At 55.4% G+C, this 22,632-nt stretch carries 16 protein-coding genes and 1 tRNA gene; 6 read left to right on the top strand and 11 right to left on the bottom strand.

Annotation, left to right across the window (positions count from 1 at the left end; translation table 11 throughout):
* Position 1 precedes the first annotated feature (1 nt).
* Positions 2-1,396 (top strand): alpha/beta fold hydrolase, encoded by a 1,395-nt coding sequence (locus tag ACN080_RS09290; RefSeq protein WP_419113620.1) that lies wholly within the window; start codon positions 2-4, stop codon positions 1,394-1,396.
* Between the two features lie 94 nt (positions 1,397-1,490).
* On the opposite strand, the gene ACN080_RS09285 is transcribed toward ACN080_RS09290, so the two are convergent.
* The 6 genes from ACN080_RS09285 to coaE form a co-directional block, all read right to left on the bottom strand.
* Entirely contained in the window at positions 1,491-1,811 is a 321-nt protein-coding gene (locus ACN080_RS09285) for an SdpI family protein (RefSeq protein WP_419111924.1), read from the bottom strand.
* Between the two features lie 255 nt (positions 1,812-2,066).
* Complete coding sequence (locus tag ACN080_RS09280; RefSeq protein WP_419110496.1) at positions 2,067-3,263, bottom strand: TerC family protein; 1,197 nt, start codon at positions 3,261-3,263, stop codon at positions 2,067-2,069.
* A 188-nt stretch (positions 3,264-3,451) separates the two neighbouring features.
* A complete protein-coding gene (locus tag ACN080_RS09275) occupies positions 3,452-4,633 on the bottom strand; it encodes an MFS transporter (protein WP_419099792.1) in 1,182 nt (393 codons plus the stop codon).
* Between the two features lie 57 nt (positions 4,634-4,690).
* Positions 4,691-6,829, bottom strand: coding sequence for an excinuclease ABC subunit UvrB (uvrB, locus tag ACN080_RS09270; protein WP_419099793.1), 2,139 nt, complete (start codon positions 6,827-6,829; stop codon positions 4,691-4,693).
* 211 nt (positions 6,830-7,040) lie between these two features.
* Positions 7,041-8,804, bottom strand: a complete 1,764-nt coding sequence (locus ACN080_RS09265; protein ID WP_419113619.1) for a BCCT family transporter — start codon at positions 8,802-8,804, stop codon at positions 7,041-7,043.
* A gap of 237 nt (positions 8,805-9,041) precedes the next feature.
* Complete coding sequence (coaE, locus tag ACN080_RS09260; RefSeq protein WP_419113618.1) at positions 9,042-9,656, bottom strand: dephospho-CoA kinase; 615 nt, start codon at positions 9,654-9,656, stop codon at positions 9,042-9,044.
* An 84-nt stretch (positions 9,657-9,740) separates the two neighbouring features.
* Here coaE and ACN080_RS09255 point away from each other — a divergent pair, with 84 nt between their 5' ends.
* Positions 9,741-10,430 carry an IMPACT family protein gene (locus ACN080_RS09255; RefSeq protein ID WP_419113617.1) on the top strand — a complete coding sequence of 230 codons (690 nt, stop codon included), beginning with the start codon at positions 9,741-9,743 and terminating at the stop codon, positions 10,428-10,430.
* Positions 10,431-10,518: 88 nt separating this feature from the next.
* Here ACN080_RS09255 and ACN080_RS09250 read toward each other — a convergent pair whose 3' ends face one another.
* The 3 genes from ACN080_RS09250 to polA all read right to left on the bottom strand — a co-directional run bounded on the left by ACN080_RS09250 (position 10,519) and on the right by polA (position 17,038).
* Positions 10,519-12,135 carry an inorganic phosphate transporter gene (locus ACN080_RS09250; RefSeq protein WP_419111919.1) on the bottom strand — a complete coding sequence of 539 codons (1,617 nt, stop codon included), beginning with the start codon at positions 12,133-12,135 and terminating at the stop codon, positions 10,519-10,521.
* Positions 12,136-12,425: 290 nt separating this feature from the next.
* Entirely contained in the window at positions 12,426-13,886 is a 1,461-nt protein-coding gene (rpsA, locus tag ACN080_RS09245) for a 30S ribosomal protein S1 (protein WP_419110502.1), read from the bottom strand.
* A gap of 320 nt (positions 13,887-14,206) precedes the next feature.
* Positions 14,207-17,038, bottom strand: a complete 2,832-nt coding sequence (gene polA / locus ACN080_RS09240; protein WP_419113616.1) for a DNA polymerase I — start codon at positions 17,036-17,038, stop codon at positions 14,207-14,209.
* A 114-nt stretch (positions 17,039-17,152) separates the two neighbouring features.
* Between polA and ACN080_RS09235 the strand changes: the two genes are divergently transcribed.
* Together ACN080_RS09235 and ACN080_RS09230 are read left to right on the top strand one after the other, a co-directional pair.
* Entirely contained in the window at positions 17,153-17,584 is a 432-nt protein-coding gene (locus ACN080_RS09235; RefSeq protein WP_419100443.1) for a PaaI family thioesterase, read from the top strand.
* 89 nt (positions 17,585-17,673) lie between these two features.
* Positions 17,674-18,942, top strand: coding sequence for a dicarboxylate/amino acid:cation symporter (locus ACN080_RS09230; RefSeq protein WP_419100444.1), 1,269 nt, complete (start codon positions 17,674-17,676; stop codon positions 18,940-18,942).
* 355 nt (positions 18,943-19,297) lie between these two features.
* Here the strand turns inward: ACN080_RS09230 and ACN080_RS09225 are convergent, their stop codons facing one another.
* The gene (locus ACN080_RS09225) at positions 19,298-19,912 is read right to left on the bottom strand and encodes an ANTAR domain-containing response regulator (RefSeq protein ID WP_419100445.1); all 615 of its coding nucleotides are present in this window, start codon (positions 19,910-19,912) and stop codon (positions 19,298-19,300) included.
* 266 nt (positions 19,913-20,178) lie between these two features.
* Here ACN080_RS09225 and ACN080_RS09220 point away from each other — a divergent pair.
* A tRNA-Leu gene (locus ACN080_RS09220) sits at positions 20,179-20,261 on the top strand.
* Positions 20,262-20,353: 92 nt separating this feature from the next.
* Here ACN080_RS09220 and ACN080_RS09215 read toward each other — a convergent pair.
* Entirely contained in the window at positions 20,354-21,562 is a 1,209-nt protein-coding gene (locus ACN080_RS09215; RefSeq protein ID WP_419113615.1) for a tyrosine-type recombinase/integrase, read from the bottom strand.
* Positions 21,563-22,135: 573 nt separating this feature from the next.
* Between ACN080_RS09215 and ACN080_RS09210 the strand changes: the two genes are divergently transcribed.
* Complete coding sequence (locus tag ACN080_RS09210; RefSeq protein ID WP_419113614.1) at positions 22,136-22,432, top strand: helix-turn-helix domain-containing protein; 297 nt, start codon at positions 22,136-22,138, stop codon at positions 22,430-22,432.
* Positions 22,433-22,632: the final 200 nt, after the last annotated feature.

The following is a 22,632-nucleotide window of genomic DNA, read 5'->3' as shown; positions in this document are numbered from 1 at the left end:
CGTGGCCCTCTCTGCCCTACCAACACCCAGCCATCGTGTTGGGGCTACACATACCATCGGCTCACTCAAATTCATCGATCACTGGTTCACCGCACCCGCGACCCACGGCCTAATCTTTGGCAAGAGTGAGTCAGCGGCACTAGAGTCCCGTTTTGCCCAGCAGAGCATGACCGTTTTTGCCCGTGAAGTAGTTGATACCTCCGAGGCTTTGACTCTTCCTGCAGATGAGCGCCCCTACATGGTCTACCTCCAGGGTGGGCCTGGTGGCAAAAGCCCCCGTCCGGCAACAGAGGGCGGCTGGGTGCAGGAGCTAGCACAGACCCACCGACTGGTGCTCTTAGATCAGCGCGGAACCGGCAACTCCACCCCGCTCTCTGCCAAGGCACTCGCCCAACTAGGGTCAGCAGAAGTTCAGGCAGAATACTGTGAGCTCTTCCGGGCCGACTCCATCATTGCCGATGCCGAGGTCGTCCGTAGCTTCCTCCTAGCTGACCGCAAAGATCAGCGCTGGTCCACAATGGGCCAGAGCTTCGGCGGCTTTTTGACCCTCAGCTACCTATCCTTCGCCCCTGAATCCATCAAAGATGCCCGCATGACGGCCGGGCTTGCCCCCATCCGCTCTCACCTTGATGAGGTCTACCGCTCAACCCTGGACCGTATGCAGGAACGGAGCGAGGAATACTACAGCTGGTACCCCCAGGACCGCGAGCTGGCGGCCCGTATCGCGCAGCACCTTGCTACCCATCAGGAAGTCTTACCCACCGGTGAACGGCTGACACCCCATCGCCTGCAGATGCTGGGTCACCTTCTGGGCGGCAACGGGCGGGCACGCAACCTGCACTATATTCTGGAGTCTGCTTTTGCCGAGTCAAAAAACTGGCTGTCCGACCAGTTCTTGACTGCGGTGAGCGCACAGGTTAGTTTCGCATCAGCTCCCCTTTATGGGCTTCTCCACGAGAGTATCTACGCAGACGGGGCGCCAGGCTCCCCCTCCCCCGCACCGACTCGCTGGTCAGCAGCCCGTATGCACGCCGAGCGCCCAGAATTTGCAGAAGATGCAGAAAACCTGCTCTGGCTGGGCGAGCATATCTTCCCCTGGTACTTTGAGGAGGACCCGGCTCTAGGCCCGCTGGCCGAGGTTGCCCACCTGCTGGCTGAAAAGCAGGACTGGGGCAGGCTCTATGACCACGAACAGCTGGCTCAGAACCGGGTGCCTCTAGCGGCGGCCGCCTATGTGCCCGATGTCTTTGTGGACTATGCCCATTCCATGAAGACCGCCGATTTTGTGGGGAACACTCGCGTGTGGACCTCGCAGACTCACCACCATGACGGTCTAGGAGTCGATGGCCCGGCCATCCTGGGTCATCTAAAGAACCTGCTAGCGGATATGCGCTAGATCTACGAAAGCAAAAGCCAGGTGCTCGCCCCTGATCAGGGTCAGCGCCTGGCTTTTTTGCCTGAGCTATCGAATAATCATCTAGGTAAGTCAGCTATAGCTTTCGGCTCTGGCGCTCTAACCACTCTTGATGAGCAGTATGAGCCGCAGTCTTAACAGAAGTAGCTGAAAGTACAAGTAATACAGCACCCGTCAGGAGCAAGGCGCCTATACCGCAAGGAATAGCGAAAGGTGATTGCAGAAACCAGCCCAAAACAAAGGTAAGGCCAGCGCCCACAGCCTGCACCAATGCCAGGATCCGCAAGGCGGGGACGGCAGCGCGGTGTCCAGCTTCCCAAGCGGCATCAGATTGCAGAGTCGATGCTGTACGAAACCCAATAACCCCATTGGGAGGCAGGCGGCCATGTGCTCCCATCTGAGCTGTCACCACAAATACTATGCTTGCCCCTACTAAAGAAATAACAAGCGGTAGATAGTCTATGAGCGACACAGTCGGACCCCCTCTTGTTGACTGAGCTGAGACTGCCTTTAATATATCTCTCATTCTAGGCGCATAGCAGCGGTGATAAAGCAAAACAAAACCGTCAGCATCTGCCCGTAAGGGCAAGATACTGACGGTATCGGCCAAGAAGGTCAGCAAATCCCAGGGACCAGCCTCGAACCTCTTCCCTTAGGCAGTGTGCTCCGCATGGGCCGTGCGAGCACGATGCACCAGATCCTGGTACTCCGCCTCGGACTCAATCAGCTCATCCCGGTATTTCTGAGGAATTTTACGTGACTTAGCGGCCGCAGCATCCAACTTGCTCTGAAGCTCAGCACGCTGTGCGGCAGGAGCATGAGCAGGTAGGTTCAGGTATTCATCAGAGAGATTCTGAACCTTCTGGATGGTAGCAAGTGCCCTACCCTTAGGGGAATACAGTGAAGCAAGAACTGTCATGACTAGGACACTGATAATAACTGCCAAGGACAGCTCAATACCAACCTCTATCACCTGAACGGGTTGCCCATCGTTGAGGAAAAACAGAGTATTCTCGTGCAAAGCGTGGAGCAAAAGCTTGACCCCGATGAAGGCCAAGACAATAGACAGGCCCCAGGAGAGGTAAATCAGGCGGTCCAGCAGGCCGTCAATCAGGAAGTAAAGCTGACGCAAGCCCATCAGTGAGAAGGCTGTTGCGGTAAAGACAATGTAGGCCTCCTGGGTCAGGCCAAAGATTGCGGGAATTGAGTCCAGCGCAAAGAGAATATCGGTGCCGCCGATAGCTACCATAACGAGCAGCATGGGGGTCATGACCTTCTTGCCGTTTTCAAGGGTGAAGAGCTTATCGCCATCGTAGTAGTCAACGGTGTGTAAGACTCTCTTTGCCAGACGGATAACAATGTTATTGGCTTCGTCTTCTTCCTCTTTATCGGTAATTTCACCCTTGATCAAATTGCCCGCAGTGTAAATAAGTACCAGACCAAAGAGGTAGAAGATCCAGCTAAAGGTATTAATCAAAGCGACACCGGCAAGGATGAAAACAGTGCGAGCTATCAGAGCAAAGACAATGCCAAAGAGAAGCACCTTCTGCTGGTCAGCGCGCGGCACCTTAAAGCTGGCCATAATGATGAGGAAGACAAAAAGGTTATCAACGCTCAGGGCCTTCTCGGTGATGTAGCCGCCGTAGTATTCGGCGGCGAACCGGGTGCCGTCCCAGAAAAGGATGACCAGGCCAAAAGCTAGTGCCAAACCAATGTAGAGAGCCGACCAGATAGCGGCCTCTTTAATGGTGGGCTCGTGAGCCTTCCGCACATGGAAGAAAAAATCGTACGCTAAAAGCAGGAGGATAACCGCGATAGTTACCGCCCACTGTAAACCACTAATATGCATGAGAGCCTTTCTTGTGGTTGAGGGTTAACCAAAATCCACAAGTCTCTCCCAACCACCTTAGCTTATGTGGTTTCCTGCCCCGGTTGGGCGCCATCGATCAACGTGCTGACGAAACAGGAATTAGCGGGATACTCCCTTGCTCGAACCTCAACTATAACCTACGCGGGCACCGTTTGAACAGCGACTACTCAGGAACGGGCGTCTCGTAAACCCATTCCAAGAGCACAGAGAGCTAGGATAAGTGCCGCTACCACCCAGGCAGTTGCAAAATTGGTGGACTGTTCAAGAGCCCCAATGGCAAGGGCCCCCAGTCCGGTACCAATATCAAAATGTGAGTTCCAAGCAACCGATGCTCGCTGGGTGGCATCGGCTCCCCCGGCATCGCTCAGGGCTCGCACCATAGTCACCGATTGCAGGAAGCCGTAGCCAAAGCCCATGATGGATGCGCCCAGGAGAAAGAAGAGCACAGAAAGAGAGCTCGCCCCATCCATCAGGGCAAGCAGAACCAGCCCCAGAGCGACGAATCCCAGTACCGGTGTCATCAGCAGACGGGTCCCAAAGCGGTCGGTAAGTGAACCGCCGTAGAGACGGGTGGGGGTAGCTAGGAGGCAGAGCAGGAGCAAGCCGCCTGTAGCCAGTGTTGCGGTGGGCGCTATTTCAGTGGAAAAAGTCATGAAGGCACCGCCCACTGAGGTCACCAGGGTGAGCGTCAGTAGGGCGGGCCAGATACGTTTGATAATCGTAGTGGTCGAGGTCTTAGGGGTAGCAGATATTGTTGGCTTGCCCTCTTGGTCTTGTGCCAGATAGCGATCAACGGAGCGTCCCAGCTGAAAAGCAAAGGGTGCGGCGAGCGCAGCAATCGCGCCCACAGCAATGACGGGCCGGTGCCCAAAGACTTCGATAGCCCAGGGGGCAACCGGGGTGAAGAACATTTGTGAGCCAGCTGCGGCTAGTCCGTAGAGGCCCACCGCCCGGCCTCGGTATTCCAGGGGAACCAGGTAGGACATAGCCGAAGAACAGCAGACCGTGACAATGCCAAAGCCGACCCCTCGCAGGGCTGAGGTCAGCAGGATATTGGTCAGGGCAGGGCTGAGGAGCTGAATGAGGGAGGGTAGACCTAAGAGGATTGTGCCAAGGGGCAGTACATGTGCCCAGGAAAAATGGCGGGTAAGGGTGGGCACCGAGAACTGCGTGGCCACGGTGACAGCCATGAGTACAGCGTTGGTTGCGCCTGCCCCGAAGGAGCCAGCACCGCCGGCTACAGCCCAGGCGGGTGAGGCCGGGAGCAGAACGGCAAGGCTGCTAATGCTCAGACCAAAGGTGATGAGAATTTGAGGCATACCGGGCATGCGGGCAACACTCTGCTTCACGGTGGCTCCTAGAAAAGGTAAGGACACAAACCGCACAATTCTACCACCCTTCCGGGTTTAGGCGTGCCCCGCTGCCTGCATCTGCCGTAGTTCCTTCTTCAGGTCGGCTATCTCATCTCGTAGGCGGCCTGCCAGCTCGAATTTGAGTTCTTCAGCGGCCTGCATCATCTGTGCGTGCATGTCTTCAATCAGGCTCATCAGGTCCTCGGCGGGAGCGGCGGCAAGTCCGTCGGCACGTACCTTGGCTTCGGCCTTTTTCAGAAGTTCCTCGGCTTCCGGTGAGGTAGCCGCGTACTTGGTGCCCTTTTTGGATGCAGTCTTTGCATTACCCTTGCGCGAGGCAAGGAGCTCAGCGGTGTCCTCTGATTCGCGGGCCAGCTTGTCAGTGATATCGGCTATCTTCTTCCGCAGAGGCTGCGGATCAATGCCGTGTTCCTTGTTGTAGGCCTGCTGTATCTGGCGGCGGCGGTTGGTCTCGTCAATGGCCACCCGCATAGAGTCGGTGATTTTATCGGCGTACATGTGTACTTGTCCGCCCACGTTACGGGCGGCACGCCCGATGGTCTGAATCAGCGAGGTAGTGGAGCGCAAGAAACCTTGCTTATCGGCATCGAGGATAGCGACCAGTGAGACTTCGGGCAGGTCCAAGCCCTCACGGAGCAGGTTGATACCCACCAGAACATCAAAAACGCCCTGGCGCAGTTCGCTCAATAGTTCCACACGGCGTAGGGTATCCACATCGGAGTGCAGGTACTGGACCTTGACCCCGTGTTCAAGCAGATAGTCGGTCAAATCCTCTGCCATACGCTTGGTCAGTGTGGTCACCAGTATGCGCTCATCCCCCTGGACCCGCACACGGATTTCTTCAAGCAAGTCATCAATCTGCCCCTGGGTGGGCTTAACGACAATTTCAGGGTCAACCAGACCCGTGGGGCGAATAATCTGCTCCACGACCCCATCGGCCTGAGCCAGTTCGTACCTACCGGGGGTTGCTGAAAGGTAGACGGTCTGGCCGATACGGTCCAGGAACTCCTCCCATTTCAGGGGGCGGTTATCCATGGCTGAGGGCAGGCGGAAACCGTGCTCCACCAGGGTTCGTTTACGGCTCATATCGCCCTCAAACATGGCACCAATCTGAGGGATCGTGACGTGGGATTCATCCACAATCAGCAGGAAGTCATCGGGAAAATAGTCCAGTAGGCAGTGAGGCGCAGTTCCCCGGGCGCGACCGTCGATATGGCTGGAATAGTTCTCGATGCCGTTGCAGAATCCCATCTGCTCCATCATTTCCAGGTCATACTGGGTGCGCATCCGCAAGCGCTGGGCTTCAACCAGCTTATTCTGAGACTCTAGTTCTTGGAGCCGTTCCCGCAGTTCATCCTCAATAGAGCTAATGGCCCTTGCCATGCGCTCAGCACCGGCAACATAGTGCGAGGCAGGGAAGACATACATTTCCTCTTCCTCACGGATGACCTCACCGGTAAGTGGGTGCAGGGTGTAGATAGCCTCAATTTCATCCCCGAAGAATTCCACGCGAATAGCGTTTTCCTCATACATGGGGATAATTTCTACGGTATCGCCGCGCACCCGGAAGGTTCCGCGGTGGAAGTCCATATCGTTGCGTGCGTACTGCATGCCCACAAAACGACGGAGTAGCTCGTCCCTGTCTAGTTCTTGGCCCCGCCGCAGAGTAACCATCTGGGCCACATACTCTTCGGGGGTACCCAGCCCATAGATACAGGAGACGGTTGCCACCACCACCACATCGCGGCGGGTCAGCAGGGAGTTGGTGGCAGAGTGACGCAGTCTCTCTACTTCCTCATTGATAGACGAGTCCTTCTCAATGAAGGTATCGGTCTGCGGCACATAGGCTTCGGGCTGGTAGTAGTCGTAATAGCTGACAAAATACTCCACCGCGTTATGAGGCAGTAGTTCACGCAGTTCGTTGGCCAACTGGGCGGCCAGGGTCTTGTTCTGGACCATGACCAGAGTAGGCCTCTGGACAGCTTCAATGAGCCAGGCGGAGGTTGCCGACTTACCGGTACCGGTCGCGCCCATCAGAACAATATCTTTTTCACCGTTCTGCACTCGTTCGGTGAGCTCAGCAATAGCTTTGGGCTGGTCGCCCGCTGGCTGATATTCGGAGACGACTTCAAAGGGGGCAACAATCCGATTGATTTCCTGGGCAAGACTCATGCCCCTACCCTACCGAAAAACCAGGGCAAAAACTAGAACACCAGTACGAATATAGCCTCTAGAGCTTACAGGCAGAAGGTTACTGGTTCTCACCCCACTACCCTCCCCAGGCAAAAACTGCTGGCTTACTCCCCATCTTCTAGGCAGTAAGCCAGCAGTATATCTTGCTGAACAGGAATAGCTCCATCCCCTCAGGCAGACCTGAGATACCCTAAACCTGCTTGTCTTGCTGGGCCTTCTCAGTGGCCTCCAAGGCCACAGCTTCAGCAGTCACTACAGGAATCTGTCCCGTATTGGGAACCAGGCCCTCATACTCCGGCTCTGAACCTACCTCATACTCGGGGCGAATGGTGACTTCACCAATGGACGAGAAGTCTTCCTGGGCTCGGCGGTGGTATTCCTCCACGGGGAGAACCTGTTTCCACTGGCGGGTCTTCATGGGTGGCAGTTCACCAGCGTCCTCTCGTAAGGCCCGCACCAGCATCCACATCTGCATAAACCCAATGAGCCAGACGGGGAAGCCGATGACCACAATGACGTTCTGCAAGGCAAGGAGCCCGTTATCGCCTGCTGCCACAAGAATTGAGGCTGACACAAGACCGATGGAGGCAGCCCAGAAGACCCCCTGCCGTTTGGGTGCCGGGTCTTCGTGCCCGTTAGCGATTGCATCCATGACCAGAGCGGCTGAGTCGATCGAGGTGATAAAGAAAATGGTAATCACCAGAAGAGCAACCACCGCAACCACGGGGAAGAGGGGAAAATGGCTCAAGAACTCAAAGAGCGCGGCGGGAATATCGCCCTGCTCAACAACGGTCTGCACCAGGGTGCCGTTCTCCTTGCGCTCAATGTTAAAGGCGCTTAGCCCAAAGACCCCAACCCAAATCAGGGTGAAAGCGGTAGGGGCAGACAGTACACCCACCACGAACTGGCGGATAGTGCGCCCCTGGGAAATCTTAGCGATAAAGAGACCCACAAAAGGTGCCCAGGTCACAGTCCATGCCCAGTAGAAGACCGTCCAGCTGCCGATCCAACCGGTATCGGCAAAAGCGTCGTTAAAGAGCATCATGACGGGAAGCTTCTGCAGGAAGTAGCCGGCAGATTCAACGGTTCCCAGGGTGAGGAAACGGGTAGCTCCCGTCATGAGGATAAAAATCATCAGAGCAATAGCCAAGAGGATATTAATGTAGGACAGTCGCTTAACACCCTTATCCATACCCATGAGCACAGAGGTGATACCTGCGGCCGTAATGATGGCCACGATGCCGGCCTGGATAATACCGCCCAGGGGAAGTCCGTACATGATCCCCATGCCTGAATTAAGCTGGAGGGCACCCATACCTACAGAGACTGCGATACCAAAAACGGTAGAAATAATGGCTACCGAGTCGATGAGTTTACCGATGGGTCCGTGGATACGTTCGCCCAGCAGGGGCTGGAAGATCGAGGAAACGCGCGGGGGTAGCTTACGTTTATAGGTGAAGTAGCCAAAAGCCAAAGCAGGTACCGTCAGAATAATCCACACGCCCAGACCAATATGCCAGTTAGCAATCGCTAGAGCATCGAGTGCCGCGTGATCAGACTGTGGTGCTACGCCATCGTAGGGTGGCTTGGCGTAATGAGAAATGGGCTCAGCAGCACCCCAGAAGAGCAAGACAGCACCCACACCTGCGGCAAAGAGCATACCAAACCAGGCCAATCCTGAGTATGCGGGTTCAGCATCGTCGTCACCAATTTTGATACGCCCGAAACGGCTCATGGCCATATAGACCAAGAAAAAGAAGAAAATGGCAATACCCAGGGTGTAAACCCAGCCCAGGTATTTAATGATGAAGCCGGAAACCGCGCCGATACCGTCTGACATCGTGGTGGGAAAAGCCGCCATCAAGGCCGTGAAAAGCACGATAAAGAAGGCCGAGGAAAAGAAAATTGCAGGGCTGGTTCTCAGCCCTAAGAGGTTGTGTAGCTTAGTCAGCACGGTCAATCCCGGTGGAAAATGCGATTCCCTCTGCCCGGCTTTCTTGCATCCACCAGCCGCAGAGGTACCACCCAATATCTAGGCAGCGCCTTTAATACTAAGTCAGCTTTATATTGTATTTCCACTGTATACCCAGGCCACTTGATTTTTAGACACAGGCCCGTTCTCGCCCGTCAATACTAGTCAGAACAGATCTTTCTCACAGGTGCACCCCATCGACTGACTGCATAAATAACTCTATGAGAACTCTCTCCCCGTGATTTTTCCATACACCCTGCCTACTTGTTCCTCCGTTTCTGCAAGCGAACCGGAGTTATCAATGACCCAGGTAGCAAGAGCGCGGCGTTCCTGGTCGGTAGCCTGCGCATTCATGCGTGCAAGGGCATCAGCCTCTGACATACCTCGGAGTTCAACCAGCCGTCTGAGCCGCTCCACTGGGTCAGCCTCAACCACAATCACACCGTCAAAACGGTTAGCTTGCCCCGTCTCAACCAGCAGGGGAATATCTTCAACAATGACCCCGCTCTGCCCCAGCTTTTCTGCGGCCTTATCCCTCTGTCGCTGAGCCTGAACCCGAATCGCCGGATGAACAATGGAGTTTAGTTTCTCCCTCTTGCTCTCATCAGCAAAAACCAGTGAGGCCAGGGCAGCACGGTCAAGGCTACCGTTCTTAGCCAGCACACCCTGTCCAAATACACGCACAACCTCAGCAAACACAGGCTGACCAGGTTGCATCAAGTCACGACCGATAGCATCGGCATCAATCAGGGTAGCACCCAGCTTGACCAAGATCTGAGCCACCGTTGATTTACCGGAACCGATTCCCCCGGTCAGACCGATATGAATAACCATTGTCTTCTCTTCCTCTTACCTATGTGCTGTGCCAGTTCCGTTTCCTAGCCTAACGGCTTTCCCGGGCCACTTTAGAATGGACACATGAGTGATAAAACCCGCGCCAACCGCTATACCGTACTTGCAAGCAAGGAGCCGGTCCGTCATCTCCTTGAGATCAAACGAAGCGAGTTTATCTGCTATCTACTCCGAGTTGAGTCTGAGGCCCAGGCGCGCGCCTTCATCGAATCTAAACGCAAGCAGTACCATGATGCCCGGCATGTATGTTCCGCCTTTATCATAGGGGCAGACCGTGACCTCCAGCGCTCTAGTGATGACGGTGAACCCGCTGGTACAGCCGGGGTGCCCATGATGCAGGCCTTGCTGGCCCGCAGGGCCCAAGGCCGAGAGGGGCAAGCAGCTGACCTCTCAGATATTTGTGCTGTGGTAGTACGCTACTTTGGTGGTATCAAGTTGGGGGCAGGTGGGCTGGTCAGAGCTTACACAGAGGCTGTCGCCGCTGCCCTCGATACCGCCCGACTCACTCCCCGAGAACGTCTCCGACTGGGTCTTATCAGCGTCCCCCATTCCGAGGCTGGACGATTAGAGAACGATTTACGAGCGCAGGGCTACGCTGTGTTGGGAACAGACTACAGCGCCTCCCATGCCGAAATTACGGTGGCTGTCTTTGACGATTCGCAGCTACAGGCAAGGACGGAGGATATGCTGGCCCAGCTTTCAGCCGGTGCTTACCATATCGAGTGGGCAGGCACCGAGTGGGTTGATAGGCCCTAGAACAATCTATCTGTAGATCTGCCAGATAGGGCAAAGCCCCGGTAAGCCTGGCTTGGAGGGACTTACCGGGGCTTTGGGCATCCAGCTTTTAGAAGAGGGCAGAGATGATCAGAACGCCACCGGCGCCGATTGCAGCTGAGATAGGTAGGGTGATAATCCAGGCCAGGGCGATGGGGCGCATCAGTTTCCAGTTGGCGGAGTGGTTGACAATACCGACGCCGAGAACCGCACCAATCAGAATGTGGGTGGAGGAGACCGGCAGACCGAGAACCGACGCTGCCATGACCACACCTGCAGCCGCTAGCTCCGCAGCAAAGCCTGATGATGGGTGCATTTTGGTTAGACCGTGACCTACCGTAGCAATGACCTTGCGGCCCACAAACCAGAGCCCGGCAATCAGTGCAACTCCGAAGGTGATGAGGGCAGGGAAGGGAACGATAGCTTCCTTGGCGATAAGACCGGTTTTCAGTACGTCCAGGATAGCCACGAAAGGACCGATCGCGTTAGCGATGTCATTAGCGCCGTGGCTGAAGGCGAAGGCTGCAGCGGTAAATACCTGGAGCCAGGCAAAGATAGTAAAGGTTGCCCGGGAGAGTTCTTGATGCTGAAGACTGCGTGCGAAGATAGTGACACTGACCCAGGTAATGACAGCTACCATGACCATAATCAGGATGTTACCCATGGACGAGATGCCCAGGTTGAGTTTATTGAGCCCCTTGAAAAGTAGCATGGCTGTGATAAGAACAGATCCGGCTGCTGCCAGCACTGGGACGTAAACTTCAAGGGCCCGGTGGGAGTCCTTACTCTTTGCTTTCTTATCAAGTTTATGGACCTGGCGGTAGTATTCGCTTTCAGGTGCATCGGGGTCCAGCTTCTTGAGCTTAAACTTTTTCTTGCGAAGCATGGCGTTGGAGTAGGCATCCTGCTGCAGGTCTGTAATGCGTTGGAAGCCAACGTGCGGGGTGTGGGTGGCTCGCTCTTCTTCCATGCGCTTTTTCAGTTCGAGCATGGCGGCATCAATTTTTTCGTTATAGCCCAGGATGTACTTCTTAATAAAGCCGAAGAGAAGCCAGGCGAAGAGACCACCGAGAACGGGCGAGATGACCCAGGAGAGAGCGATTTGGCCGATCTTGCTCCACTGAACCATGTCCAGGCCCCCGGCGCCGGTGGTGAAGCCCGTGGTCAGGGCAGCACCAACGATGCCGCCGATGATGGAGTGAGTGGTGGATACCGGCCAGCCCATGCGGGTTGCGACAAGTAGCCAAATGGCAGCACCGAGGAGGGCTGACATCATGATGTAGACGAACTGCATGGGTGCCAGGTCTATGGCCCCTAGATCTACGATGCCGCTGCGGACTGTGCCGGTGACTGACCCGCCTGCGATAACGGCACCGGAAACCTCGAAGACAGCTGCGATGAGCAGGGCCTGTTTGATGGTGAGAGTCCCGGCACCAACGCTGGTGCCGAAGGAGTTAGCGACGTCGTTGCCACCGATGTTGAAGGCCATGAAGAGGCCTAGGAGAACTGCTACACCTAGGATCATGGCCTGGCTGGGCTGGTCGACGTAGCTAACTGACCAGAAGGTAAACAGGGTGAATGCCACAGCCATGAGCCCGCCGAATCCCAGGTGCCACCATTTGTCGGTGGTGTCTCGTTGTAAGGCAGGAGTTGCAAGATCTGAACCCGAATTCGCGCTGGAATCCACAGGGCCCCCTTCATAGAGTTTTGGTTTGGCTTGCGGGCGCAATTGGAGCCCTGTTAATAGTCTGTGCACAAGGTTAACAAATGGTTAACTGACGCTAGCCTTTGCATGAACTATCGGGGTGATAGTGCATGCAAAGGGCCCTCCCCATACTTGGTGGGGAGGGCCCTTGGTAGCTTGACGGGCTGTTTACTTGCCGGTCAGCTTCTTGCGGGGATGGAAGCGAAGATTCCGAGCGAGCGAGGAAACAAATCTTCGCTGGAATCGGAACTCCGCAACCATCTAGCCAAGAATTAGTTGCCGGTCAGCTTCTTGCGGAGTTCCGCAAGTGCCTCATCTGATGCCAGGGTGCCGGTTTCGGCGGGCTTGTCGGATGAGTATGAGGTGGGTGCTGCTTCGGCGGGTGCTGATGCGGGAGCTGCAGTTGCGGCTTCTGCGTCGGCTTCGAGTGCCTTGGCGACCTGTGCCTTGTGTGCTTCCCAGCGGGTCTGGGCTTCGGCGTACTGCTGTTCCCAAGCTGAGCGCTGGGTTTCGAAGCCTTCGAGCCATTCGTTGGTCTCGGGGTCGAAGCCCTCGGGGTACTTGTAGTTGCCCTCGTCGTCGTATTCTGCTGCCATGCCGTAGAGAGCGGGGTCGAATTCGGTTGACTCGGGGTCAACGCCTTCGTTGGCCTGCTTCAGTGACAGGGAGATGCGGCGGCGTTCGAGGTCGATGTCGATGACCTTGACGAACAGTTCGTCGCCAACGGAGACAACCTGCTCTGCCAGGTCCACGTGGCGAACTGCGAGTTCGGAGATGTGGACGAGGCCTTCGATACCGTCTTCAACGCGAACGAATGCGCCGAAGGGTACGAGCTTGGTGACCTTACCGGGAACAACCTGACCCAGTGCGTGGGTGCGGGCGAATGCCTGCCAGGGATCTTCCTGGGTAGCCTTCAGTGACAGGGAGACGCGTTCGCGGTCCAGGTCAACTTCGAGCACCTCAACGGTAACTTCGTCGCCAACTTCGACAACCTCTGAGGGGTGGTCGATGTGCTTCCAGGAGAGCTCGGATACGTGGACGAGGCCGTCAACGCCGCCGAGGTCAACGAATGCACCAAAGTTAACGATGGAGGATACAACGCCGGTACGAACCTGGCCCTTTTCGAGCTGGTTGAGGAAGGTTGAGCGGACCTCTGACTGGGTCTGCTCGAGCCATGCACGGCGTGATAGAACGACGTTGTTGCGGTTCTTGTCGAGCTCGATGATCTTGGCTTCGATTTCCTGGCCGATGTAGGGTGCCAGGTCGCGAACGCGGCGCATTTCGACGAGTGAAGCGGGCAGGAAGCCACGCAGGCCGATGTCGAGGATGAGACCACCCTTGACGACCTCGATGACGGTACCGGTAACGACGCCGTCTTCTTCCTTGACCTTTTCGATGTCGCCCCAGGCGCGCTCGTACTGTGCGCGCTTCTTGGAGAGAATCAGGCGGCCTTCCTTGTCTTCTTTGGTGAGGACAAGAGCTTCAACAGTGTCACCAACGGAAACAACTTCGTCGGGATCTACGTCGTGCTTGATGGAAAGTTCGCGTGAGGGGATGACGCCTTCGGTCTTGTAACCGATGTCGAGCAGAACCTCGTCGTGGTCAACCTTGACAACTTCGCCGGACACGAGATCGCCATCGTTGAAGTACTTGATGGTTGCGTCGACAGCTGCGAGGAAGTCCTCTTCGGTACCGATGTCGTTGATTGCAACCTGAGGAATGTTGGTGCTCATAGAGAGTAGGGCTCCAATATGGATAGTTTTTCTAGGTCAGTGCAGATATTTTCTTAGCTTCTTGGTGCTACCGGGGTAGTTCCGAGGGTAGGAAAATATGTGGTTCGCTGCGCTGAGCGTTGATATGGACAAATTAACTGTGCGTTTTCTACGCATAGACGTAGTAAGCGCACAGGTTCAAGTCTAGGGGGTAGCTATCTGTGGGTCAACGGTTTGACCCGCGATTTGGCCATGTGTTGAGGGCTTTGACACGTGATGTTGGTCTTAAAGTTAGCTACCCCCGGACTCTGCCTGATTCCGGGGGTAGCTTTTGGGTTTTCTTAGTGTCCAGCTTCGTGCCAGGAGCGGCCCCAGCCGACCTGAACATCGAGCGGAACTTGTAGGGATGCAGCACCGCTCATTTCTTCGGTGAGGATACGTTCAGCAGCTTCCTCTTCACCGGAAGCGACTTCGAGGATAAGTTCATCGTGTACCTGGAGGAGCATGCGGGTTGAAAGCCCCTCATGTTTGAGCCGTGCATCAACGTTAATCATGGCGATTTTGATGATGTCGGCTGCTGTTCCCTGGATAGGTGAGTTGAGGGCGGCACGTTCAGCAGCTTCCCTTCTCTGCCTGTTAGAGCTTTGCAGATCCGGCAGGATGCGGCGGCGGCCGAACATGGTTTCGGTGTAGCCGGTCTTGTGGGCTTCTTTAACAATTGAGCGGAGGAACTTCCCCACTCTACCGAAGCGTTGGAAGTAGGTGCTTCGCAGGCTGGTGGCTTCATCGACGGAGATTCCCAGCTGCTTGGATAACCCGAAGGGTGAGAGACCGTAGGCTAGGCCGTAGCTCATAGCTTTGACCTTTGAGCGCATCTCGGGCGTGACGTCCTCTGGGGCCACGCCGAAGACCTCGGCACCTACGAATCGGTGGAGGTCTTCCCCGTCTTGGTAGGCCTGGATGAGGTCCCCATCGTTAGACAGGTGCACCATGATTCGCATTTCGATCTGTGAGTAGTCTGCTGTCAGCAGGCTGACGTAGTCCACACCGTCAACCGCTTGGGGTGCAACTACGAAGGCGTCTCGAATTTTTCGCCCTTCCTCCGTGCGAATCGGAATGTTCTGCAGGTTGGGGTCGGTGGAGGACAGCCGCCCGGTGGCAGCCACGTTCTGCTGGTAACTGGTGTGAATACGTCCGTCAACCGCTCTTGCCTTCTCAAGCCCCTCAACGGTCTGCTTGAGCTTGGTGTAGTCACGGTAGGTCTGGAGTTCAGCCAGAAACTGGGCACCCTGACTTTCGGGATCCACCTGGTTGAGGATTCCTTGGAGGGAGTCAGCATCGGTTGAGTAGCCGCTCTTAAGTTTGCGGGTGGTAGGTAGCGACAGCTCATCGAAGAGGACGCCTTGGAGCTGCTTGGGTGAGCTCAGATTGACCTCGTGACCCAGCACCTGGTAGGCGGCTTCGGTAGCTCGGGTAACGTGCTCGCCGTAGTAGTTCTTGAGCTCGGTGACGTTTCCGGCATCCAGCGCTACACCGGCGATTTCCATACGCGCTAGGACGCTTGCTGCTGGTAGCTCAATCTCTTGGTAAAGCCCCAGCTGGTTTTTGGCGACCAGGTCCTGGTGCAGGGCGTAGGCCAGTTCTTGAATGTAGCGCGCGACGTTGCCCTGGTAGTCCAAATCTACAGCGGGTTCCAGGGAGAACAGCTCGCCCTGGTCGGCCCCTTCCGGCTCAGCGGGGAAAGTTTGGTTGAGGTAGTCCCGGCTCAAATCTTCGAGCATGTCTTGGAAGCCTCGCCGCCGGGCCGTGGGAATAAAACCACAGACGTATGAGGAAAGGAGCGGGTCCTCAACTACACCCGCAAGGGGTAGTCCTGCGGCGTCTAGGGTCTTGTAGGCCTGTTTTGCGTCAAAGACAATCTTGGGTGCATTGGAATCTGCCAGCCAGTCCCCCAGCTTGGCCTGCAAGCTGGTATCGGCAAGCGGAACATCAAGATAGATGGCGGTATGCCCTGCAAGCAGAAGCAGGCCGTGTAAGCCCTGCCCGTGAGCTGGGCTGGTTTCGGGGGCTTCACGATCGATGACGGGGTAGAGGGTAACCGCCTGGGCAAGACGCTCGGGCACCTGGCTCCCCCGCTCCACCGCTGCTATATTCTGGGGAGCCTGGGCCAGGAAGTCCGTTAGACCCTGTGCCGTGCTGACAGTGTCAAGAGCTTTGAGAGAGATTTCAATAGCCGGTTCAGCCGGTAGCATTGATTCAAAGAGCTCAGCCATGCGCTTACGGATTGAGTTGAACTCCAGGTAGTCAAAGAGCTCATCTAGTTCTTCCTGGTTAGGGCCGTAGTGGTCCGCATCGGCCAGGGTAACAGGCAGATCGAGATCATCAACAAGACGGTTGAGGCGGCGGTTGCGCAGAACGTCCTCAACATGGTCACGGAGGGCTTGGCCCTTCTTACCTTTGATCTTATCTGCGTTATCGAGCACACCGGCAAGGTCACCGTATTCGTTAATCCATTTGGCGGCGAAGCCGGGGCCAACCCCGGGTACACCGGGTAAGTTATCGGCCTGTTCCCCGGTGAGGGCGGCCAGGTCGGGGTAAAGGTGGGGTGCAACCTTATATTTCTCTTCTACAGCAGCCGGGGTCATGTAGCGAATCCCCTTAGTGGGGCCGGTCGTGACCGGGTAGAGCACAGTTACAGTATCGGTGACCAGCTGGAAAGCGTCGCGGTCTCCCGAAACAATCTGCACCTGGAACCCTGCTTCGCGGCCCTGGCGGGCATAGGTTGCCACGATGTCGTCAGCCTCATAGCGGGGCAGGGTCACCGATGGGATATTCAGCGCGGTGAGGGCTTTTTGGATCAGCTCGATCTGCCCGTAGAACTCTTCGGGAGTTTCGTTACGCCCGCCCTTGTACTCGCCGTATTCCTCGGTACGGAATGTGCCACCGGAGAGGTCAAAAGCAACAATGATATGGCTGGGCCGTTCAGTCTTAATGAGGCTCATGAGAGTAGAGAGGAAGCCGTGTACCGCGTTGGTGTGCTGGCCTTGAGCGTTAACAAAGACATCGACGGGAGTCCCATAGAAAGATCGAAAAGCCAGTGAATGGCCATCAATCAGCATCAGTTTCTGGGGGTTATCTGCTGAAGTTTCAGGTGTAGTAGTCACCCTCCCCATCCTACAGCCCACCCTAGCCGGTGCCCAGACAGCTTCCGTTCTTGGCAGCTATTCTCACCTACTATAGATAAAGGGTGTCAAAGAGCCCTCAGATTACAGTGGAGGAAACAAGCAATGGACAGTACCCAAGCGCCCCCCAAGGACAAGCCCGCAGCTGCAAGCATCAGGGCAGGTTCCCTGGCACAGAAACTGGGCATTGAGATTCTTGAGGCCGACCCCCAGCTCACAGTTGCTACCATGCCCGTGGCTGGTAACACACAGCCAGCAGGTATACTGCACGGCGGCGCATCAGCGGTTCTTGCTGAAACTTTAGGTTCTTGTGCCGCGAATCTTTTGGTGGCCGGAAGCAGGCGGGCGGCGGTGGGCCTTGACCTGAACATCACGCATGTACGGCCTGCGCGAGCAGGGCTAGTGACCGGAACCTGCCGCGCTGTGCACCTGGGGCGGAGTATATGCGTTCACTCTATTGAAATCACCGATGAGACCGGCAAACTCATCGCAACAGCCCGCATCACTAACAAAATAATTGATGTGCCTGCCTCCTAGTTCAGCACCAGAAATTCAGGGACCTTGTCCTGTACACTCATGGGGTAACACAAGCACATAAAAGACCACACAACCACAAGGAAACCCTTATGAAGAAGATTCCGCTGCTCGTGTGGATTATCGTCGCCATCATCGGCGGTATCCTCATCGGCGCCTTCACGCCCGGCGCTATCGCCGGCATCAACGGGGCACTCGGTAGCTCAATTCCCACTGATTTCGTGGTACAGCTCTTTGTCTCATTCTCCACCGTATTTAGCGCCTTCCTGAGCTTTGCAATTCCGCTCATTATCATTGGCTTCATCGTGCCGGGTATCGGCTCGCTAGCCAAGGGCGCAGGTAAGCTCCTGGGCACAACCGTCGGCCTGGCTTACACTTCATCTGTTACTGCCGGCTTTTTGGCAGTCACCGTTGCGCATTTTCTCTACCCCATCATTTTAAAGGGGCAGCAGCTCACTGCTTTTGAGAACCCCGAAGAAGCGCTTTCTGCGGGCTACCTCACCTTTACTCTTGACCCGATTATGTCCGTTATGAGCGCCCTGATTCTGGCTTTCATTCTTGGCCTGGGTATTACAGCACTCAAGACCAAGAACATGCTCAACCTCTTCCAGGACTTCCAGGTCATCATCGAGCGACTGCTGTCCTACGTGATTATCCCGCTCTTGCCCGTACACATCGTGGGTGTCTTTGCCAACATGACCATGGCCGGCCAGGTAGGTCAGATTCTAGCTGTCTTCGGCAAGGTCTTTGTCATGGTTATTGCCCTGCACTGGATTATGCTGGCGATCCAGTACACCCTGGCAGGTGCCCTTACTCAGCGTAACCCCGTCAAGATGCTGCGCGGCATGTTGCCCGCCTACTTCACCGCTATCGGTACCCAGTCATCGGCAGCAACCATCCCCGTGACTGTCGCCTCAGCTAAGGATGTTGGTATCAAGGGCAAAATTGTTGATTTTGCAATCCCCCTCTGCGCAACCATCCACCTCTCCGGTTCAATGATTACCATTACATCGTGCGCTGTAGCTGTTGTTTATATGACCAGCGGGTCACTGAGCTTCACCGCTATGATTCCCGTGGTTCTGGTGCTGGGTCTCATGATGGTTGCAGCTCCCGGTGTTCCCGGTGGTGCGGTTATGACCGCAATCGGCCTGCTCCAGTCCATGCTGGGTTTCGATGAGTCCATGATTGCCCTCATGATTGCCCTTTACCTGGCGCAGGACTCCTTCGGTACTGCTACGAACGTGACCGGTGATGCTGCAATTGCATCATTGACTGAGCGTGTAGCTAAAGTTTTCGGTGCCGATAAAGACGACCTGCCCACTGCAGAAGCATCCCATAGGCCTATTGCTGCTTCTCACTAAGAAGTAGCTCCAATACGATGATGTCCGGGTAAAGTGGATAATCAAACGATTGTATCGATCCCACTCGAAAGGCTACCGATGAACCCCCGGCACCGAAAAATGCTTGGCAATATCTTTTTGATTCTTACGCTGTTTATCACTGCTACCGCCCTTAGTCAGGGGGGTCTGTGGTGGGCCGGGGTTACCCTCTTTGCTGCACTGACTCTGTGGGGAATCGGCGTCAAGAATGATGGCTCTTGAGAAAAGCTATCACCTCATACAGCTACTGAGGCTTTCAAACTGCCTGCCCCATAAATAAGCCCGCCTAGACTGCACGAGCTGTTTAGGCGGGCTTCGTATCGCTTAGGAGCTAACCCTACTGGACCTGTTTAACGATAGTCTGCGCGACATCACGCATAGAAAGGCGGCGGTCCATAGAAGTCTTCTGAATCCAACGGAAGGCCTCAGGCTCGCTCAGACCCATGCGGGTCATCAGGAGCGACTTTGCGCGATCGACTAGCTTACGAGTCTCGAACTGATCCTTGATATTTGCAACTTCGCTTTGGAGCGCACGAATCTGCTCGTAGCGACTGATAGCCACCTCAATAGCGGGTACTAGATCGTTGGGGGTAAAAGGTTTGACCACATAGGCCATCGCGCCGGCCTCTGTCGCCCTGTCCACTAACTCTTTCTGGCTAAAGGCAGTCAGCAAAACAACGGGTGCTAGTTGCTTCTCATTAATGAGTTCTGCTGCGGCGATACCGTCCATAATGGGCATCTTGACGTCCATCAGGACGAGGTCTGGTCGGTGTTCCTCAGCTAGTTCAACCGCTTTCTTACCGTTATCGGTCTCGGCTATTACCTGATAGCCCTGGTCTTTAAGAATCTCAACGATATCGAGGCGTATTAAGGCTTCATCTTCAGCAACAACAACTGTTCGTTGCGGCCTTTCTTCGTAGGTCTCAGGCTCTTGGATAGTCTGCTCCGACATCTCCCGCTCCTTTTATGGTTTCTGCTTGTGTGGGGGTTTACGGTGCCTTGATATTCACATGCAAACCGCCCGTTTACCCGGTAAAACGAGGTAAAGCGGGCCGACCCTTTCTTACCTATAATACCCCTCCCATAGCCTTCTGAATCGCACAGATTCCAGAGAGCAAGACACCGAATTCAGGTCACCGCACGAGGCTGCCCACCTCTTGACTCAAGGATTGGCATATTTGTGCCGAAACATGTAAGGTAGAAGAGCTTTAACCGCTTGCCCAAGTGGCGGAATTGGCAGACGCGCCGCACTCAAAATGCGGTTCTTCGGAGTGTGGGTTCGAGTCCCACCTTGGGCACCAGTAAGCCCCCGACTTGGTGAAACATTCCAGGTCGGGGGCTTTTCTGTGACCTCTGAATAGTGGCGTGAACCCCTTTTTGAACCCCATTGCTTTTAGGCCAGCTCGCGCCGCTCATCAAGCGAAATAATCTGAGCCGAAAAAATAGCCTCACCTACCTTTGACGCCGCCTCACGCTCCATCTCATCCAGAACATGCTGATAGCGGTTCAGCATGGCCATACTCGACCATCCCATCATTTGCATGACGATTCGCGGGGCCACCCCCAGCCCGAGCAAGGTAGTGGCGGCCGTATGCCGGGCATCGTGAACGCGAATCTCTGGCACATCATTGCGCCTGAGAAATTCTTTCCACGCATGGCGATCCTGCCCGGGCAGCAGTCGATTGCCCTCAAAATCGACACAGACTAAATCCCAGTAATTGCCGTGAACGTCGGGCTTAGTATTCCAATACTGGGCCAGCTCAAGGGCTCTGCGCCGCCGGCGGGTGTGATGATCCTTGAAAATCTCAATCAGCTGGGGTGGTACAGGTACGGTGCGATAGCCTGCTGCAGATTTCGGCTCCACCATCTGGTAGCCTCCCCCGGGCACGAGGGCCAGGGCGCGGCGGACGGTGATGGTGCCTTTTCTTAGGTCGATGTCATCCCAGGTAAGGCCCAGGCGCTCGCCTTGGCGTAGTCCGAGAGCGAGGGCGATGATGAAGCTAAGGCCGTGGATGTAGTCGACTTTAGCGGCGTTGACGAGCTTCCGGGTTTGTGCAGTGGTAAGGGCAGCGCCGGTGTCTGTGGCGGCTTTTGGCGCTTTGAGACCGAGCATGGGGTGCTTGTGGATGAGTCCGCGGGATTGGGCATCTTTGAGAGCCTTGGAGAGTAGGCGGTGGATTTTGAGGATGGTCGCCTCTGCTTTACCTTCTGCTCTCATGTAGCCCAACTGTCTTTCGATGGCCAAGGTGGTGAGGCTGGCTAGGGGTGTGCGCCCCAGGGGGGTTCCGATAATCCAGCGTTCGAGCTGCTGCTGGTAGTCGCGGTAGGAGCGTTCTCGCAGGCCGGGCTTGGCGATATATTCGAGCCAGTGTTCGAGCCATTGGTCTAGGGTGTAGCCCTGCATATCAATCATGGCGCCGTCTTCGAGGCTTCTCATGAATAGCTTTGCTTTGGAGACGACTTCGGCTCTGGTTTTTCCGTAGATGGTTTTGCGGATTGGCTCGCCGGTGGTGGTTTGGGTGGTGCGGATTTTAATTTGCCAGCGGCCGTCTGGTCGTCTGTAGGGTGCGGAGCCTTCGCCGTTGGAGCGCCTGGTTGCCATAGTTTCTCCTGGTTCTTATTAGAACATGTGTTCGATATTTAAAGGGTAGCTGGTGCGGACGGTGGTGTTCGTGATTGGTGCCAAGTCTTTTAGGGTTGCTCGGTAACTGGGTGGGTTAGGGGCTTCGCCCTATTCGGCTAGAGGTTGCGCTAACGCGAGAGGCTTTTGAATTCCCTTCCCCCAAAGAGCTCCCGAGGTTTGGCGCAGGGTTTCCTCTTCCTGATACGACAAGTAGACCCCCTGTTTCTTCGGCATAGAAGATTTGGGCAGTCTGCTCCATATGCATCAGACTCAGGGAGCTACCCTGGGCGTGACTCCTTTGTGGGCCAATGCCGGTAATGGCTCTATCTCAAGTGCTGCAGCTCTAACGCAGCTAACCGGCCGGTTGCTTGTGCTTACCCCGAGGTTGCAAGCCTTGGGGTCGGGATTCAAGAACCGTAAAGTAAGAATGACTTCCCGAAAACGTTGCATAAGTAATGTTTCAAGACCCACCATACATTACATAAGGAATATAAGCAACGAATGCACGCCAACCAATAGAACATATGGAACAACTATCGCTAAACTGGGGATATGTCACTCCCCATTTGGACCCTCCAAGACCGCATACGCAAAGCCCGAGAGCACGCAGGGCTAAAACAGGAAGAACTTGCTCAAAAAATGGAGACAACCCGCCAAACCCTCGGGCGCTGGGAAAACGGAAGCCATATCCCCACCGAGAAAAACCTCCAGGCGCTCGCTGAGGCTACTGGCGTCCCTCTAGCTTGGTTCTACCAGGACGACTCCAACACCAAACTATCCGCGCAGACCGGCACCCTTCCGCCTGGTTCTGTTGTGGAATGGACGCCCGAGGGCTTAAAAATCTCTTAGCCTCAATAAAGGCAAAATGATACCCAGCGCCGTGTTGGTTGCTAGGGCTCATCTATTTTTAATCATAGGGTTAAGAAAAACATTACAAACTTCACCCATACCAAAAGATCTTATGAACGACTCACTAGCTCCAGTTCTCAAAATACACCGCCCTGACCAGGCCACCCTCCACTTCGTAAAAGAAGTCGCTAATACCGGAG

It is taken from the genome of Rothia sp. CCM 9416, from assembly GCF_048513535.1.
Taxonomy (GTDB): domain Bacteria; phylum Actinomycetota; class Actinomycetes; order Actinomycetales; family Micrococcaceae; genus Rothia.
Note: the sequence above shows the minus strand (reverse complement) of the source record. Positions and strands in the feature narration are given on the sequence as shown.

What these genes read in the sequence shown, in the direction of transcription:
- ACN080_RS09285 (WP_419111924.1), bottom strand. Translation starts at nt 1,811, where the DNA reads ATGGGAGCACATGGCCGCCTGCCTCCCAATGGGGTTATTGGGTTTCGT.
- ACN080_RS09280 (WP_419110496.1), bottom strand. Translation starts at nt 3,263, where the DNA reads ATGCATATTAGTGGTTTACAGTGGGCGGTAACTATCGCGGTTATCCTC.
- uvrB (WP_419099793.1), bottom strand. Translation starts at nt 6,829, where the DNA reads ATGAGTCTTGCCCAGGAAATCAATCGGATTGTTGCCCCCTTTGAAGTC.
- coaE (WP_419113618.1), bottom strand. Translation starts at nt 9,656, where the DNA reads ATGGTTATTCATATCGGTCTGACCGGGGGAATCGGTTCCGGTAAATCA.
- ACN080_RS09255 (WP_419113617.1), top strand. Translation starts at nt 9,741, where the DNA reads ATGAGTGATAAAACCCGCGCCAACCGCTATACCGTACTTGCAAGCAAG.
- rpsA (WP_419110502.1), bottom strand. Translation starts at nt 13,886, where the DNA reads ATGAGCACCAACATTCCTCAGGTTGCAATCAACGACATCGGTACCGAA.
- polA (WP_419113616.1), bottom strand. Translation starts at nt 17,038, where the DNA reads ATGGGGAGGGTGACTACTACACCTGAAACTTCAGCAGATAACCCCCAG.
- ACN080_RS09235 (WP_419100443.1), top strand. Translation starts at nt 17,153, where the DNA reads ATGGACAGTACCCAAGCGCCCCCCAAGGACAAGCCCGCAGCTGCAAGC.
- ACN080_RS09230 (WP_419100444.1), top strand. Translation starts at nt 17,674, where the DNA reads ATGAAGAAGATTCCGCTGCTCGTGTGGATTATCGTCGCCATCATCGGC.
- ACN080_RS09225 (WP_419100445.1), bottom strand. Translation starts at nt 19,912, where the DNA reads ATGTCGGAGCAGACTATCCAAGAGCCTGAGACCTACGAAGAAAGGCCG.
- ACN080_RS09215 (WP_419113615.1), bottom strand. Translation starts at nt 21,562, where the DNA reads ATGGCAACCAGGCGCTCCAACGGCGAAGGCTCCGCACCCTACAGACGA.
- ACN080_RS09210 (WP_419113614.1), top strand. Translation starts at nt 22,136, where the DNA reads ATGTCACTCCCCATTTGGACCCTCCAAGACCGCATACGCAAAGCCCGA.